Raw genomic sequence first — 14,593 nt, forward strand, 5'->3', positions numbered from 1 at the left:
AAGACTCCGGTCTGCATAACAAGGAGCCGCCGATGCAGCTGCAAGCCCTCGTCCATCTCAATGTCGCCACGCTGGTGGATTCATTCATCAGCCTTGCCGCCGCGTTTGCGCTCGGCTCGCTGATCGGCTTTGAGCGACAGGTCAGACAGCGGACGGCGGGCTTGCGCACCAACGCCCTGGTGGCAGTTGCAGCGGCCGCCTTCGTCGACATGGCTGCGCAGATCGGCACCGCATCGGACACCACCCGCGTGATCGCCTACGTGGTCTCGGGGGTAGGCTTCCTGGGTGCCGGCACCATCATGAAGGAAGGGCTGAACGTGCGCGGGCTGAACACAGCAGCCACGCTGTGGGGCTCTGCCGCAGTGGGCGCGGCGGCGGGCTCTGACCTCATCGGCCAGGCGGTGCTGATCTCGTTGTTTGTGTTGGCCTCGAACATTCTGCTGCGCCCCGTGGTAAACCGCATCAACCGCACGCCATTGGACAACCAGGCCAGCGAAGTCACGTACACGATGTGCGTCATCTCGACCAGCGAGCGCCAGAAAGAAGCCCTGGCCGATCTGGAGCGCCTGCTGGAAGAAGCCAGCTATCCGATCAGCGATCTGTCGGTCGAACCGTTTGGTGAAGACCACGTGGAAATCGAAGCCATGCTGATGTCCACCGCCGTCAACGCCGGCGAGTTGGATCGCATCGTCGCATCGCTTCAGGCGCAGCCGCACATTGCCCAGGCGTTCTGGAACCCGAGTACGACCGAGTAATGGCTCAAAGCTCCTGCGTGGCTGCCAGGGCGAAGATCTTCGCCCAGCGCTTTGCTTCCTGGCGGTTGCGCATCGGGATCAGCCAATCCGCTTGTGCCTGATGCTTCAGCCGCAATGCCAGAGACCACGCGCCGTCGCGTTCAACCGCATCGGCGCCGGCAATATCGGCAAAGAGGAATCGTGCGTCCTGGTCATGCAGGCGCAATGACCCGCGCTTCTGTTCAGCGTCGACGGCAACCTGGCCCCAGCTCCCGCTCAGGGACACGATCCGCTGCCCCTTCACGTTGACGCCGTGTACCGCGCGGTAGCGGCGAACAAGATTGATGACGGCCGCAGCGAGGAGCGCCGCTGCAATCAATACCGCAGCACCGCCCGCCACCGCACCGTAAGCCGAAGCCACCGCTACATACAACCGGATAGCGCCATAGATGAGCAAACCTACCAGCGCAAACGCGGCAATGATGAACGGCATGGTGTGATTCCTTGATCCTTGAATAAGCGTTCCGGTTATATCAACCGAAACGGCGCTCAAGGCAAGTCATTGCCACACATCCAGATCAAACCGATACATCGTACCGATCAGATCAAGCCAGTCGGAAGGCAGCAATGGCGGCGTTCAGCACCTGCGCCTGCTCTTCCAGTGATTCGGCTGCTGCGGCCGCCTGCTCGACCAGCGCGGCGTTCTGCTGCGTGGCTTCGTCCATCAGCGTGACGGCCTTGTTGACTTGCTCGATGCCCGAGCTTTGCTCGTTGGAGGCGGCGGCAATCTCGCCCATGATGTCCGTCACGCGGCGGATGGAGGCGACGATGTCCTCCATCGTAGTGCCGGCGCGTTCGGCCAGCGCGCTGCCCGTCTCGACCTTGGACAGCGACGCCTCAATCATCTCCTTGATCTCCTTGGCCGCTGCTGCGCTGCGCTGCGCGAGGTTGCGCACCTCGCCGGCCACCACGGCAAAGCCACGGCCCTGTTCACCTGCGCGGGCCGCTTCCACAGCGGCGTTCAGCGCCAGGATGTTGGTCTGGAAGGCAATGCCGTCAATCACACCAATGATTTCAGACACCGTGCGCGACGACGCGCTGATCTCGCGCATGGTTGCCACCACGTCGGTCACCACCGCGCCGCCCTGGCTGGCCACATGCGAGGCGCTGTCGGCCAGTTGGCTGGCCTGGCGGGCGTTGTCAGCGTTCTGGCGCACGATGGAGGTCATTTCTTCCATGCTGGAAGCGGTTTCCTCCAACGAGCTGGCCTGCTCTTCCGTACGTTGCGAAAGGTCGGCATTGCCGGCAGCGATCTGTTTGGTGGCTGCGCCGATCGATTCGGAGCCGGTGCGCACGCGGCGCACGGTGTCGGTCAACGCGCCCTGCATGCGGGCCAGGCCTTCGAGCAGGCGGCCCATCTCGTCTCCACGGTCGACATGCACAGGCTGCGTCAGGTCCCCTGCGGCAATGCGGTCGAACTGTGCCAGTGTGGCGTTCAGCGGCCCGACAATGGCGCGCAGCAGCGACCATGCGCACACCAGCGCCACCAGCAGTGCAAACACAATCGCGGCAATCACGATCATGCGGAAACGCGCGTAGGCTTCGCGCGATTCATCGTAGTTGGCCTTGGAGAAGGCGAGCTGCTTCTTGCTCAGCGCCAGGCTCGTGTCGTTGGAATCGCGGAAGGCCTTGGAGACGCCCTTCTCCATGATCTTGTCGGCCGTGGCGCGATCACCTGCGCGCAGTGCCTTGATGATGTCGCGCAGCGTGCCCGACGCGGCGTCACGCTTGGTGGCGACTTCCTTGGCCAGGCGCTCCTCTTCATCGTCGCGCGGCAGGGCCAGATATTTCTTCCACGCCTCGTCCGAGCGGGCGATCAGCTCTTCAGTGCGATCGAGCAACTGCATGGCGCCCTTGTCTTCCGGATACAGCATCGCCTTGTCGAGCGCGGTGCGGGCGCGCGTCAGGCTCAGGTCGGATTCGCCCAGGGCAAGCGCGGACGGAAACTGGTTGGTGAAGGTCTGTTCGTGCGCGCGATTGGCGTCCCGCAGGCCAAGCAGCCCGGCCACGCCAATCAGCAGAGCCAACAGAAACAAAATGGAAACCGTGAGCACCAGACGGGTGCGGATGGTCAGACGAGCAGACATGGGCGCTGGAGAGTGGCAAGGGTAGCGTGCGCGGCTCTTCACGCAGGCGCGACCATCGCGCCGGGCGGCCGGCTACCTTGGCACTATCGGTCACCCGGGGGCGGAACTTGAGGGCGAAGCGCTCAATGCATCACCCGATGCCACCTCGCACCCAAATTTTCAGTCTGTCTTGCTCTTGCGCGCCTGCCGGTAGTCCTCCGCAAACTCGGCCCACTGCTTGAGCGATACCTTGCGCCCGTGCGTCGCCAGCTTCAGCGCCGATTTGCGCCACGCCGTGCCGGCTGCGTAGTCCTGTACCTTCTCGACTAGGTCGGTGCCAAGCCGGCCGCAACTGCGCAGATGGCACCATGCGGCCACGCGCGCCATGGTCTGCAGCGCATCGTCCAGGTTGGCCACGACGTGCTTGCCGGAGCCCAGCTCTACACGGTCCGCCGTCGGCTGCAGGCTCTTGACCACGTACGACTTCGGCTTTTCCCCCTTGGCCCCGTAGACCACGCCGCGCAACAACGCCGGCGAGATTGCCTGCGAGATGCGCTGGATGCCGACCACGCGCCCGGCCTCGCTATGCCACGGCGCCACGCTGCACGAATCGCCCAGCACATCGGCCCAGACGCTCGGCACCGAGAGCTTGATGTCGATCAGGCGCAGGGTGTCGGGGTCGTTCTCGGGGCGGGCCAGCACCGAATAGCGCTCCAGCCCCAGGCTGCCGGTGCCGGCAATGCGACGCGCCACATCCACGGCGACAAAGCGCTGCCCGTGTCCATTGCCCTGCTCGGAATAGGCCTGGAGAATGCGACGCGCGCGGCGGGCCTCATCCTTGCTGGCACGCAAAGTGCGGCGCCCATCGTTACGCAGGTTGATCTGGTTGCCGTTGCGTTCTGTGCGCTCGGCAATGTAGGCCGCGCGGTTGCGCCTGCGCAGGTCGCGCAGCAGGGTGCGCACGATGCCGGTGGCAGTGGCGCGCTCGACCCAGCGCGGTTTGCCGTCGACGAGCGTGGTTGCATAGGTATCGAGAAACCGGCGGCAGAGGTTGTTTGCGTCTTCATCGGCCAGCTTCCAGCTATATGCGGCCACCTGCAGACTCGACAGCACGCGTACGAGATCGACGGTAAACGGCGCGGTCAGGGCTTCGTCGAAGTCGTTCATATCGAAGTAGACCAGGCCGTTGTCGCCCTTGAAGCTGCCGAAGTTCTCCAGGTGCAGATCGCCGCAGACCAGCGTGCGAGGTGCCTCGTGCATGAGCGGTGCGTCGATCATCGATGCCGCGTACAGGTTGTTGGTGCCGCGGAAGAACGAGAACGGATCGGCGGCAATGGCGGCCAGCTTGCGCGTGAGGCGCTCCGGGTCTCGCCCGGCGTTGTACTCAAGGATGACGCGGGTACTGTCGTGCATGGTCACGGCCCTATCGATTGTTGGAGTGGAGTGCAATGCCCTCGAAAATCGAAGAGTACGCTCTGATCGGCGATTGTGAAACCGCTGCGCTGGTCTCGCGCAACGGTTCGATCGACTGGTTGTGCTGGCCCCGATTCGATTCGGGCGCCTGTTTTGCCGCCCTGCTGGGCACACCCGATCATGGGCGCTGGCAAATTGCGCCACAAGATGACGTTCGTCATGTTCACCGCCGTTACCTGCCCGGCACGCTCGTGCTGGAGAGCGTCTTCGAGACCGACACCGGCTCCGTCAGCCTGACCGACCTGATGCCCGTACGCCTGCCGGGCACGCCCAGCGTGCGCGGCGATACGTCCGACCTCGTGCGCATCGTGCGGGGCCTCTCGGGCACGGTCGCCATGCACATGGACCTGACATTGCGCTTCGACTACGGCACCTCCGTCCCGTGGGTCAGCCGCGTGGAGGAAACCACCGGCAGCCCTGCCGACGGCCCATGCGATACACCCGACTGCGTGCTGCGCGCCATTGCCGGCCCCGACATGGTGACGCTGCGCACGCCGGCACCCATTCGTGGCGAGAATCTCTCCACCGTGGCCGAATTCACCGTTGCCGAGGGCGAGGCGATGCCTTTCGTACTGACGCATTCGCCATCGCACTTGCCGTTGCCGGCCTCCATCGACGCACTGGAAGCCCAGTTCGACATCGAGGCGCGCTGGCGTGCGTGGTCCAGCCAATGCCATGGCGCGGGCGAATGGACAGAGGCGGTCGAGCGCTCCCTCATCACGCTCAAGGCGCTGACGTATCACCGCACCGGTGGCGTGGTCGCCGCGCCAACGACGTCGCTACCGGAACAACTCGGCGGCGTACGCAACTGGGACTACCGCTACTGCTGGCTGCGCGACGCCACCCTCACACTGCTCGCCCTCATGAACGCCGGCTACTACGACGAGGCATCTGCCTGGCGCGCCTGGCTCGAACGCGCCATTGCCGGTAGCCCAGCGCAGGGGCAGATCATGTACGGCATTGCCGGCGAACGCCGCCTGGGCGAATGGACGGTCCCCTGGTTGCCCGGCTACGAAGGCGCACGACCAGTACGCATCGGCAATGCGGCTGCACTGCAGCTCCAGCTCGATGTCTACGGCGAGCTGATGGACGCGCTCTATCTCGCCCGCAAAGGCGGCCTGGCGGGTGACGACACGTCATGGCGCTTGCAGGTCGCGCTCATGACGCATCTGGAAGACACCTGGCAGTCCCCCGACCAAGGCATCTGGGAGGTGCGCGGCCCATCCCGGCACTTCACGCATTCCAAGGTGATGGCGTGGGTCGCGTTCGATCGCGCCGTCAAAAGCATCGAGCAGTTTGGCGTCGATGGCCCAGTTGAGCGCTGGCGCGCGGTTCGTGACCGTATTCACGCCGAGGTCTGCACGCACGGCATCCACCCGCGCCGTGGCTGTTTCGTGCAGAGGTACGGCGGTGAAGAGGTCGACGCCGCCTTGCTGATGCTACCGCTGGTTGGCTTTCTCCCCGCAACGGACTCACGCATCCAGGCCACGGTGCGGGCTATCGAACAAGACCTGCTCGTCGATGGCCTTGTCCGCCGCTATCGCACAGAAGCCATGGCCGATGGGTTGCCCAAAGGCGAAGGCGTGTTCCTCGCGTGCAGCTTCTGGTATGTCGACAACCTCGTCCTGCAGGGTCGCGATGAAGAGGCGCGCGCGCTGTTCCTGAAACTGCTGGCACTGCGCAACGACGTAGGCCTGCTCTCGGAAGAGTACGACCCGCGCGCGCGCCGGCTGGTCGGCAACTTTCCGCAGGCGTTCTCGCATATCGCACTGGTGAACTCAGCGTTGGCGCTATCCGCCGCGGCCGATCATGTCAGCCAGCGGACAGGTGCCCAGGCCCCGAATCCGCCGTCCCGGTAAAATAGCGGCCCAACCGATTTTCACCGCCCTCGCCACCATGCCCGACGACATCTCCAGTGCGCCCGAAAGCACCCTGCTCGGCCGCCCCGACAGCCCGTGCGTCGGCATTTGCTCGACCCTCTTCGACGAGGTCTGCCAGGGCTGTGGGCGCACCCAGCTGGAAGTCAGCAACTGGGTGTTCATGACCGATGAGGAGCGCAACGCCGTCTGGACGCGCATCCTGGCCGAAGGCACAGCGCAAGGCTACAACCCCGACGGCAGCCGCAAGTAAGCCCCAAAAGAAAACCCGGCCGAAGCCGGGTTTTTTGTTGATGCAGAAGACCGATCAGGCCGTCTGCGCGGGTTTGAGCTGCAGCGCCTTGTACTCCAGGAACTCCTCCAGCCCGTACTTGCCGTTCTCGCGTCCGTTGCCGGACTGCTTGTAGCCGCCAAACGGCGCTTGCATGTTGAAAGGCCCGCCATTGATGTCGACCTGCCCGGTGCGGATGCGCCGCGCCACGCGAATCGCCCGCGCCTCGTCGCCCGACCACACCCCGCCGCCCAGGCCGTAGATGCTATCGTTGGCAATGCGGATGGCCTCGTCCTCGTTGTCGTAGCAGATCACGGTGAGCACGGGGCCAAAGATCTCTTCACGCGCCACGGTGTCGGTGGTCTTGACGTTGCCCAGCACGGTCGGCTTGACGAAGAAGCCGGTGGACAGGCCTTCCGGAGCATCCGCCCCGCCGGTGATGAGTTCAGCGCCCTCTTCCAGGCCCTTGCGGATATAGCCAAGCACGCGGTCGCGCTGCACGGCGGAGATCAGCGGGCCCAGGCGCGTGGTTTCCTGCGCAGGGTCACCCGGCACGTAGCCCGCCGCAAACTGCGCGGCCAGCGCCTTCACCTCTTCGTACTTGGCGCGCGGTACCAGCATGCGCGTGTGCGCCGAGCAGGTCTGCCCCGAGTTCAGGAAGCAGGCCGACAGCGTGCCCTTCACCGCCGCCGACAGGTCCGCATCATCCAGGATCACCGAGGCGGACTTACCGCCCAACTCCAGCGCCACGCGCTTGACCGATTGCGCTGCCAGCTCGGCCACGCGCTTGCCTGCGCGCGTCGAGCCCGTGAACGACACCATGTCGACATCCGGATGGCTCGCCAGCACTTCGCCCACCACCGGGCCGTAGCCGGTGACGAGGTTGAACACGCCCGGCGGCAACCCGGCCTCTTCAATGACTTCCGCCAACACAAACGCATTGAGCGGCGCCACTTCCGACGGCTTGAGCACCACCGTGCAGCCCGCGGCCAGTGCCGGCGCAACCTTCAGCGTGATCTGGTTGAGCGGGTAGTTCCACGGCGTGATGGCGCCCACGACGCCCACCGGCTCGCGCACCACCAGCGAGTTGGCGACCTGCTCTTCAAACTCGAATTTGCCGAGCAGCTTGGCGAAATTGCCCCAGTTGAACACCGGGCCGCCCACCTGGATAGCGCGCGCCAGCTTGATCGGCATGCCGACTTCACCGGCAATCAGCTGGGCCAGTTCTTCGCTGCGGGCCTTGAGGCCGTCAGTGATCTTCTGGATGTATTCGGCGCGCTTGGCCACGGGCGTGGCGGCCCAACCGTCAAACGCGGCGCGGGCGGCTGCCACGGCCGCTTCGGCATCGGCGGCGCTGCCTTCAGGAATCGTCCCCATCACCTCTTCGGTGGCCGAATGAATCACTTCAATGACGCCCTTGCCTTGCGGCGCCACCCACTTACCGTTGATGAAAAGCTTGTCGCGTTGCTGCATCGTTGCTTGTCTCGCTCTGGTGGATGCGCGGTTTGCGCGTTGTGCTATCCGGGTTGCGACGGAGATGCCCACCGCACCCGGGCGGTTATGATCGTCCTATTGTAGAGCCAGCAGAGCGCGCACTGCAGACGCGCCGGCCGAGGGAGACAGCATGACGACAACCATCTACCAGAAGACCGACAAGGGCCAGGACGAGATCCGCACGCGCGCCAACCGCCTGGATCAGAAGCACCGTGCGTTGCTGCTCATGGTCAATGGCGAGAAAACCTGCGACGAGATCCTCATCCAGCTTGCGCCGCTGGGCATGAACCAGGCGGTGTTCGAAGAATTGGAGCAAGCCGGGTATATCCGCTCACAGATGGTGGGGACGATACCCGTTAAAAGTGAACCGGCCACCGCACCCGGTCTGCCCGCTGCACCTGCGCCAAACACCGCCTCCGGCGAACAGGGTGTCGAGGGCTATCAGCGCCTCTACCGCTTCTATACGGAAACCATCAGCCGCTACCTCGGCCTGCGCGGCTACCTGCTCGAGATGAAGGTGGAAAAGGCCGGCAACGTGGCCGACCTCGTCGCCCTGCGCGAAACGCTCAAGGCCGCGCTCGCCAAGGCGCGCGGCGAGGCGGAAGCCAGCAATGTCATCGCTCAGCTGGATCTGCTGATCGACGAAGCAACCAGCTAGGCTTGCACCACGCGGGCAACAAAAAAGGCGGCTGTTGAGGCCGCCTTTTTGTTTAGTGCGTGTAGTACTCAGACTTCCACGCCCTGGCTCTGCAGGTATTCGTCATACGTGCCTGCGTAATCGCTGAGCGTGCCGTTCGGGCGCACTTCGATGATGCGCGTGGCCAGGGCGCTGATCAGTTCGCGGTCGTGCGATACGAAGATCAGCGTGCCTTCGAACTTGTCCAGCGCGATCTGCAGCGACTCGATTGACTCCATGTCCATGTGGTTGGTCGGCTCATCCAGCGCCAGCACGTTGTGGCGGCCCAGCATCAGCTTGCCCCAGATCATGCGGCCCTTCTCGCCACCGGACAGCACCTTGACGTTCTTCTTGATGTCGTCGGCCGAGAACAGCAGGCGGCCCATCGTGCCGCGCAGCGATTGGTCGTCGTCACCGGCTTGCGTCCACTGGCTCATCCAGTCCATCAGGTCGCGATCTTCGGGGAATTCTTCGTACGTGTCCTGCGGCATGTAGCCGACATTGGCGTTCTCCGCCCACTTGACGCTGCCACCGTCGATCTCGATACCGCGCTGCACACCAGTCTTGACCGAGTGGTTCAGCAGCGAGCGCAGCAGCGTGGTCTTACCCGCGCCGTTCTCGCCGATGATGGCGATCCGCTCACCTGCGCGCACAGCCATGGTCAGGTTGTCGAAAATCTTGCGGTCGTACGTCTTGCGCGCGCTCTCGGTTTCCACTGCCAGGTTGTGCAGCTTCTTCTCCATCTCGAAGCGGACGAACGGGTTCTGACGCGACGACGGCTTGATGTCTTCCACCTTGATCTTGTCGATCATCTTCAAGCGCGACGTGGCCTGACGCGCCTTGGACTTGTTGGCTGAGAAGCGGCGCACGAAGTCCTGCAGGTCCGAGATCCGCTCCTTGGCGCGCGCATTGGCGGCCTGCAGGCGTTCACGCGCCTGCATGGAGGCTTCCATGTAGTCGTCGTAGTTGCCCGGGTAGACCTTGAGCGTGCCGTAGTCCATGTCGGCCATATGCGTGCAGACCGAGTTCAGGAAGTGGCGATCGTGGGAGATGATGATCATGGTGGAATTGCGCTCGTTGAGCACCGATTCCAGCCAGCGGATCGTGTTGATGTCGAGGTTGTTGGTCGGTTCGTCCAGCAGTAGCACGTCCGGGTTCGAGAACAGTGCCTGTGCCAGCAGCACACGCAGCTTCCAGCCGGGGGCGACGCCGCTCATCGGGCCGTTGTGCTGATCGGTCGGGATGCCGACGCCCATCAGCAGTTCACCCGCACGCGCTTCGGCGGTATAGCCGTCGTATTCGGCGTACTTGGCCTCCAGGTCGGCGGCCTTCATGTAGTCGTCGTCGGTGGCTTCCGGGTTGGCGTAGATGGCATCGCGCTCCTGCGCGGCGGCCCACATTTCGGTGTGGCCCATCATCACCACGTCCAGCACGCGCATGTCTTCATAGGCGAACTGGTCCTGGCGCAGCTTACCCAGGCGCACGCCCGGCTCCAGCATCACATTGCCTGCGCTCGACTCCAGATCGCCGCCCAGGATCTTCATGAAGGTGGACTTGCCGCAGCCGTTGGCACCGATCAGGCCGTAGCGATTGCCCTCGCCAAACTTGACCGAGATGTTCTCGAACAAGGGCTTGGGCCCGAACTGCATGGTGATATTGGCGGTGGAAAGCACGTGGAAACCTTGATTTGGAAAGCGGTGATCTGGCGCGGCAACCAGTTGCTGCACGCCATTTAGAGAACCTGGGATTTTACCATCCGAGCGTGACCCGGATGGGTAGACGACCTAACCGCGCAACGTCGGATAGCCCGACAAGTGCAGCGTAAAGCCCGTGGCATCGATATCCAACTCGGCCTGCGCGCCGATCGGCAGCGTCGCCTTGGTCGGGCAATGGCCGAACGGCAAGCCCGTGACGACCGGAATCGGCAGACGCGCGGCCAGGTAGTCGCACATGGGGCCGAAGTCGTAGCCAGCGTCGTACGGCGTGGTGCGGTAGCCCGAGAAGTCACCCAGCACCAGCGCCTGCTGACGCTCTAACACGCCAGCCTGCTGCAGTTGCAGCAGCATGCGCTCGACGCGGTACGGGTGCTCGTTGATGTCTTCAACGAAGAGGATGCCGCCGTCGATCTTCGGCAGATGCGGCGTGCCGATCAGGCTGCACAGCATGGCCAGATTGCCGCCCCACAACGTACCGGCAATGCGTCCTGCGCGCGCCGTGGTCTGCGGAACCTCCACCCGCAACGTGTAGTTCGGGTTGCGCAGGATCCCCCAGAAGTGCTCGACCATGTAGGCATCAAGCTCGGGCAGCGCGAAATCCGAGCACAGATGCGGCCCCGCAAAGGTCACCCCACCTGTCGCGGCCAGATACGCCAGCGAAAACACGGTGAAATCACTGTGGCCGACGATGATGCCGTCCGTAGCCTGTGCACGCTTGTGGATCGACGCAAAGTCGATGCGGTCCAGCAGTCGCGTCAGGCCGTAGCCGCCGCGGATAGCCATGGCGATTTCCTGCCCGCTGCCGATGGCAATCTGGCGCAGGTCAGCCAGCCGCGCATCGTCATCACCGGCAAAGCGCTGGTGCTGGCGCGTGAGGCATTCCGTATTCACCAGATCGCAGCCCTGCGCCTGCAGCACCGCCACGCCGCGCTTGGCGATCTCAGCATCGTTCGGGTAACCGGAGGGTGCGATCAGGCGGACGGTGGTCATGTAGAGGAATCGTCGGATTCGGTAGAGGCCAGTCGCGCAGCGCGCTGACTGGCGCGACGCTCGGCAAAGAAGGCACGCAGCATGTCGCCGCATTCCTGCGCGAGCACGCTGCCGGTGATGGCGGTCTGATGGTTCAGGCGCGTCTCGGCAAACAGGTCGAGGATGCTGCCGGCTGCACCGGTCTTGGGGTCGGGTGCGCCGTAGACGACGCGTGCCACGCGGGCATGCAACATGGCACCGGCGCACATCACGCACGGCTCCAGCGTGACGAAGACTTCGCAGTCGGGCAGGCGGTAGTTGCCGAGCTTTTCAGCGGCCTGGCGCAGCGCGCGCATCTCCGCATGGGCAGACGGATCATGCGTGCCGATCGGCGCGTTGTAGCCAACGCCCACGATCTCGTTACCGCGCACGACCACGGCGCCCACCGGCACCTCGCCCTGCCCCCACGCAAACTTGGCCTGCACCAGCGCCTGCTGCATCCAGTAGCCGTCGCGCTCGTGAGCGGACATGTCGGCAGGCGGCGTGAGAACGTGGGGCGTGGTCATGCGTATCGGCTGTATCCGATCAATCCTGCTCGTGCGGGCGCGCGAGCTTCACGTCGGCCCAGCAGTTGGGAGTTTCGTACAGCACCAGCTTGGACAGGCGCAGATGGTGCCCGAACGTATTGCGGAATACCGGCTCGAGAATGTCGAACGCGATCTGCGCGAGGTTCTCGACCGTCGGCACGTCGTTCAGCACGACGGTCTTGTGACCGCCTTCCATGTCGTTCAGGAATTCGACCAGCTTGGTGTCGCCGCGGTAGACCAGGAACGCGTGGTCCCACAGGTCAACGAGGTGCTTGTTGGCGAGCTGCTTGACGTCGCCGAAGTCGAGGATCATGCCGTCGTCGGCGGCCTTGTCGTTATGCAGGACTTCGCCGGTGAGCGTGAGTTCGAGCTGGTAGCGATGGCCGTGCAGGTTGCGGCACTGGCCGGCGTGGCCCGGGATGCGGTGGCCGGCATCGAATTCGAGCCGGCGCGTGATGGAAACGGTCTTGGTCATGGAGCGAGGGGGCGGCAGCGGACGCCGCAAAACGGCTGGAACCGGTGAAAACCGGGGACAAAATGCTGCGGCCCGCCTTAGCGGATGCCCAGCATCTTATGGGTTTGCAGCGACAGGCGCCAGCGCGGCCGGCGCTGGCACAGCTCAACGGCGAGCGCCGTATTCTGCCGCGCAAGCGGGCCATCCATGGCCTGCAGGAAGAAATGCTGGAAATCCAGCCGTTCATATGCGTCGAGGTCCTGCCCGTCTTGCGGGATCACGACCTTCAGCTCATCGCCACGCGTGACGACCAGCTCCGAGCCCATCTTCGGGCTCACGCACACCCAGTCGATGCCGGGCGGGACGGCGATGGTGCCGTTGGTCTCGATGGCGATCTCGAAGCCGCGTGCGTGCAGGGCGTCGATCAGGGGGGTGTCCAGTTGCAGCAGTGGTTCGCCGCCGGTGCAGATGACGAGCGGCTTGCCGCCCGTGGCACTGGCCGGCCATTCGGCGGCAACGGTATCAGCCAGGGCGTCTGCGGTGGTGTATTTACCGCCTTGCGTGCCGTCCGTGCCGACAAAGTCGGTGTCACAGAACTGGCAGACGGCGGTGGCGCGATCAGCTTCGCGCCCGCTCCAGAGATTGCAGCCGGCAAAGCGGCAGAAGACGGCTGCGCGGCCAGTATTGGCACCTTCGCCTTGCAGCGTGTAGAAGATTTCCTTGACGGCGTAAGTCATGTCTGAACGGTGGCATTCACAGGAAAACTGCTGGATTCCCGCGCAAACCGTACCAGTACCCACTAAGTGATTAACCCGATATTGTTTCACAAATCGGGCGTTTGCGTCGTTCTACCCGCAGAAGGATGCCAACGTCACAAAGGAGAACGCCCCCTCCGGCGTCAACCACGCCGAGAAGATCAGCGCAGCGCCAGCCGCCGCCAGCGCCCATGCCGCACAACCCTTGAGTTGCCCGCTCATGCCGCACCTGCCAGTTTTGTCATCGGCGTGCGCGCCAGTTGGCGGTCATCGATCGGCCAGTGCAGCAGCGCAGCCACCACGCCCAGCACCATCGCACCAAACCAGATCGTGTCGTATGAATGCAGGTGGTCGTACACCACACCGCCCAGCCACACGCCCAGGAACGCCCCGATCTGGTGCCCGAGGAACACGAAGCCGAACAACGTGCCGATATAGCGCACCCCGAACACCTGCGACAGCAACCCGTTGGTCAACGGCACCGTGCCCAGCCACAGCAGCCCCATCACGATGGCAAACCCATACAACGTGATCGGCGACAGCGGCAGCAGGATGAACAGCGCGATCGCCGCCGTACGGATCAGGTACAGCAACGACAGCAGATACTTGCGCCGGAACAACCCGCCCAGCGCCCCGCAGTAGTACGTACCGATGATGTTGGCTGCCGCGATGAGGGCCAGCGCAATCATCCCGTGCCGCGCAGTCAGCCCCTTGTCGAGCAGATACGCCGGCATATGCGCACCAATGAACGCGAGTTGGAAGCCACACGTCAGGAAGCCGAGGTTCAACAGCCAGAAACCCGGATGCGCGAAGGCCTCGCGAATGGCTGCGCCCATGCTCTGGTGCGCTTCCTGCGCGACGGCTGTGGATGCCTTCTCGCGCAGCGGCGCGGCCAACGGCAGAAACACTGCCATCACCACAGCCATGACCACCAGCGCTGTCACCCACCCAACGTTGCTCAGCAGACCCTGCGCCGTCGGCACCATGATGAACTGGCCGACACCGCCTACCGCCCCTGCCACGCCCAGCGCCCAGCTACGCCGTTCGGGCGGGGTGAGCCGGCTGATCGCGCCGTACACCACGCCAAACGACGTGCCCGACAGCCCGATGCCGATCAACCCACCTGCTGACAGCGTAAAGCCCAGCGGCGTGCCCGCATGTGCCATCAGCACCAAGCCCAGCGCATAGACGGCAATGCCCGCCACCACCACCTTGGCAGCGCCATAGCGGTCCGCCAGCATGCCGGCAAACGGCTGCGCCGCGCCCCAGATCAGGTTCTGCAGCGCGATGGCCAGGCCAAAGGTTTCACGCGTCCAGCCGTGGCCCATCGTAATGGGCACCAGAAACAGGCCCTGCACGTGACGAATGCCCAGCGCTAGGCCGATCACCGCCCCGCCGGCCAGTACCGGTAGCCAGGGCGATTGCGCGAGAGATTTCGATGTCATGGATGTTTCTCCTGTGC

The 14,593-nt window shown here is 64.3% G+C and carries 15 protein-coding genes; 4 read left to right on the forward strand and 11 right to left on the reverse strand.

Features of this window, described 5'->3' with window-relative positions; all coding sequences use genetic code 11:
- Nucleotides 1-32 precede the first annotated feature (32 nt).
- The gene (locus PI87_RS00835) at nucleotides 33-755 is read left to right on the forward strand and encodes an MgtC/SapB family protein (protein ID WP_039595789.1); all 723 of its coding nucleotides are present in this window, start codon (nucleotides 33-35) and stop codon (nucleotides 753-755) included.
- A gap of 4 nt (nucleotides 756-759) precedes the next feature.
- Here the strand turns inward: PI87_RS00835 and PI87_RS00840 are convergent, their stop codons facing one another.
- The 3 genes from PI87_RS00840 to PI87_RS00850 form a co-directional block, all read right to left on the reverse strand.
- Nucleotides 760-1,287: a hypothetical protein gene (locus tag PI87_RS00840; protein WP_232313917.1), complete on the reverse strand. Its 528-nt coding sequence runs from the start codon at nucleotides 1,285-1,287 to the stop codon at nucleotides 760-762.
- Nucleotides 1,288-1,339: 52 nt separating this feature from the next.
- Complete coding sequence (locus tag PI87_RS00845) at nucleotides 1,340-2,881, reverse strand: methyl-accepting chemotaxis protein (RefSeq protein WP_039595791.1); 1,542 nt, start codon at nucleotides 2,879-2,881, stop codon at nucleotides 1,340-1,342.
- Between the two features lie 159 nt (nucleotides 2,882-3,040).
- The gene (locus PI87_RS00850; protein ID WP_039595792.1) at nucleotides 3,041-4,273 is read right to left on the reverse strand and encodes a DUF2252 domain-containing protein; all 1,233 of its coding nucleotides are present in this window, start codon (nucleotides 4,271-4,273) and stop codon (nucleotides 3,041-3,043) included.
- A 35-nt stretch (nucleotides 4,274-4,308) separates the two neighbouring features.
- On the opposite strand from PI87_RS00850, the gene PI87_RS00855 reads away from it, so the two are divergent.
- Both PI87_RS00855 and PI87_RS00860 read left to right on the forward strand, forming a co-directional pair.
- Nucleotides 4,309-6,192 carry a glycoside hydrolase family 15 protein gene (locus PI87_RS00855; protein WP_039595793.1) on the forward strand — a complete coding sequence of 628 codons (1,884 nt, stop codon included), beginning with the start codon at nucleotides 4,309-4,311 and terminating at the stop codon, nucleotides 6,190-6,192.
- 37 nt (nucleotides 6,193-6,229) lie between these two features.
- Nucleotides 6,230-6,463, forward strand: coding sequence for a DUF1289 domain-containing protein (locus tag PI87_RS00860; RefSeq protein WP_039595794.1), 234 nt, complete (start codon nucleotides 6,230-6,232; stop codon nucleotides 6,461-6,463).
- Between the two features lie 54 nt (nucleotides 6,464-6,517).
- Here PI87_RS00860 and PI87_RS00865 read toward each other — a convergent pair whose 3' ends face one another.
- Nucleotides 6,518-7,954 (reverse strand): aldehyde dehydrogenase family protein, encoded by a 1,437-nt coding sequence (locus PI87_RS00865; protein WP_039595795.1) that lies wholly within the window; start codon nucleotides 7,952-7,954, stop codon nucleotides 6,518-6,520.
- Nucleotides 7,955-8,105: 151 nt separating this feature from the next.
- Here PI87_RS00865 and PI87_RS00870 point away from each other — a divergent pair, with 151 nt between their 5' ends.
- Entirely contained in the window at nucleotides 8,106-8,633 is a 528-nt protein-coding gene (locus PI87_RS00870) for a hypothetical protein (RefSeq protein WP_039595796.1), read from the forward strand.
- 68 nt (nucleotides 8,634-8,701) lie between these two features.
- Here the strand turns inward: PI87_RS00870 and PI87_RS00875 are convergent, their stop codons facing one another.
- From PI87_RS00875 to PI87_RS00900, 7 genes are all read right to left on the reverse strand, one after another.
- On the reverse strand, nucleotides 8,702-10,324 hold the full coding sequence (locus PI87_RS00875; protein WP_039595797.1) for an ABC-F family ATPase: 1,623 nt from the start codon (nucleotides 10,322-10,324) through the stop codon (nucleotides 8,702-8,704).
- A 111-nt stretch (nucleotides 10,325-10,435) separates the two neighbouring features.
- On the reverse strand, nucleotides 10,436-11,356 hold the full coding sequence (gene ldcA / locus PI87_RS00880) for a muramoyltetrapeptide carboxypeptidase (protein ID WP_039595798.1): 921 nt from the start codon (nucleotides 11,354-11,356) through the stop codon (nucleotides 10,436-10,438).
- On the reverse strand, nucleotides 11,353-11,901 hold the full coding sequence (tadA, locus tag PI87_RS00885) for a tRNA adenosine(34) deaminase TadA (RefSeq protein ID WP_039595799.1): 549 nt from the start codon (nucleotides 11,899-11,901) through the stop codon (nucleotides 11,353-11,355). The genes ldcA and tadA overlap by 4 nt, the downstream gene beginning before the upstream one ends.
- A gap of 19 nt (nucleotides 11,902-11,920) precedes the next feature.
- Entirely contained in the window at nucleotides 11,921-12,397 is a 477-nt protein-coding gene (queD, locus tag PI87_RS00890; protein ID WP_039595800.1) for a 6-carboxytetrahydropterin synthase QueD, read from the reverse strand.
- A 77-nt stretch (nucleotides 12,398-12,474) separates the two neighbouring features.
- Nucleotides 12,475-13,113, reverse strand: coding sequence for a 7-carboxy-7-deazaguanine synthase (gene queE / locus PI87_RS00895; RefSeq protein WP_039595801.1), 639 nt, complete (start codon nucleotides 13,111-13,113; stop codon nucleotides 12,475-12,477).
- 111 nt (nucleotides 13,114-13,224) lie between these two features.
- Nucleotides 13,225-13,353 (reverse strand): hypothetical protein, encoded by a 129-nt coding sequence (locus tag PI87_RS29815; RefSeq protein WP_269746591.1) that lies wholly within the window; start codon nucleotides 13,351-13,353, stop codon nucleotides 13,225-13,227.
- Nucleotides 13,350-14,576, reverse strand: a complete 1,227-nt coding sequence (locus tag PI87_RS00900) for an MFS transporter (protein ID WP_039595802.1) — start codon at nucleotides 14,574-14,576, stop codon at nucleotides 13,350-13,352. The genes PI87_RS29815 and PI87_RS00900 overlap by 4 nt, the downstream gene beginning before the upstream one ends.
- Nucleotides 14,577-14,593: the final 17 nt, after the last annotated feature.

Origin of the sequence: Ralstonia sp. A12 (assembly GCF_000801955.1) — a bacterium.
Lineage (GTDB): Bacteria > Pseudomonadota > Gammaproteobacteria > Burkholderiales > Burkholderiaceae > Ralstonia.

What these genes read in the sequence shown, in the direction of transcription:
- PI87_RS00850 (WP_039595792.1), bottom strand. Translation starts at nt 4,273, where the DNA reads ATGCACGACAGTACCCGCGTCATCCTTGAGTACAACGCCGGGCGAGAC.
- queE (WP_039595801.1), bottom strand. Translation starts at nt 13,113, where the DNA reads ATGACTTACGCCGTCAAGGAAATCTTCTACACGCTGCAAGGCGAAGGT.
- PI87_RS00900 (WP_039595802.1), bottom strand. Translation starts at nt 14,576, where the DNA reads ATGACATCGAAATCTCTCGCGCAATCGCCCTGGCTACCGGTACTGGCC.
- tadA (WP_039595799.1), bottom strand. Translation starts at nt 11,901, where the DNA reads ATGACCACGCCCCACGTTCTCACGCCGCCTGCCGACATGTCCGCTCAC.
- PI87_RS29815 (WP_269746591.1), bottom strand. Translation starts at nt 13,353, where the DNA reads ATGAGCGGGCAACTCAAGGGTTGTGCGGCATGGGCGCTGGCGGCGGCT.
- queD (WP_039595800.1), bottom strand. Translation starts at nt 12,397, where the DNA reads ATGACCAAGACCGTTTCCATCACGCGCCGGCTCGAATTCGATGCCGGC.
- PI87_RS00870 (WP_039595796.1), top strand. Translation starts at nt 8,106, where the DNA reads ATGACGACAACCATCTACCAGAAGACCGACAAGGGCCAGGACGAGATC.
- PI87_RS00835 (WP_039595789.1), top strand. Translation starts at nt 33, where the DNA reads ATGCAGCTGCAAGCCCTCGTCCATCTCAATGTCGCCACGCTGGTGGAT.
- ldcA (WP_039595798.1), bottom strand. Translation starts at nt 11,356, where the DNA reads ATGACCACCGTCCGCCTGATCGCACCCTCCGGTTACCCGAACGATGCT.
- PI87_RS00845 (WP_039595791.1), bottom strand. Translation starts at nt 2,881, where the DNA reads ATGTCTGCTCGTCTGACCATCCGCACCCGTCTGGTGCTCACGGTTTCC.
- PI87_RS00865 (WP_039595795.1), bottom strand. Translation starts at nt 7,954, where the DNA reads ATGCAGCAACGCGACAAGCTTTTCATCAACGGTAAGTGGGTGGCGCCG.
- PI87_RS00855 (WP_039595793.1), top strand. Translation starts at nt 4,309, where the DNA reads ATGCCCTCGAAAATCGAAGAGTACGCTCTGATCGGCGATTGTGAAACC.
- PI87_RS00860 (WP_039595794.1), top strand. Translation starts at nt 6,230, where the DNA reads ATGCCCGACGACATCTCCAGTGCGCCCGAAAGCACCCTGCTCGGCCGC.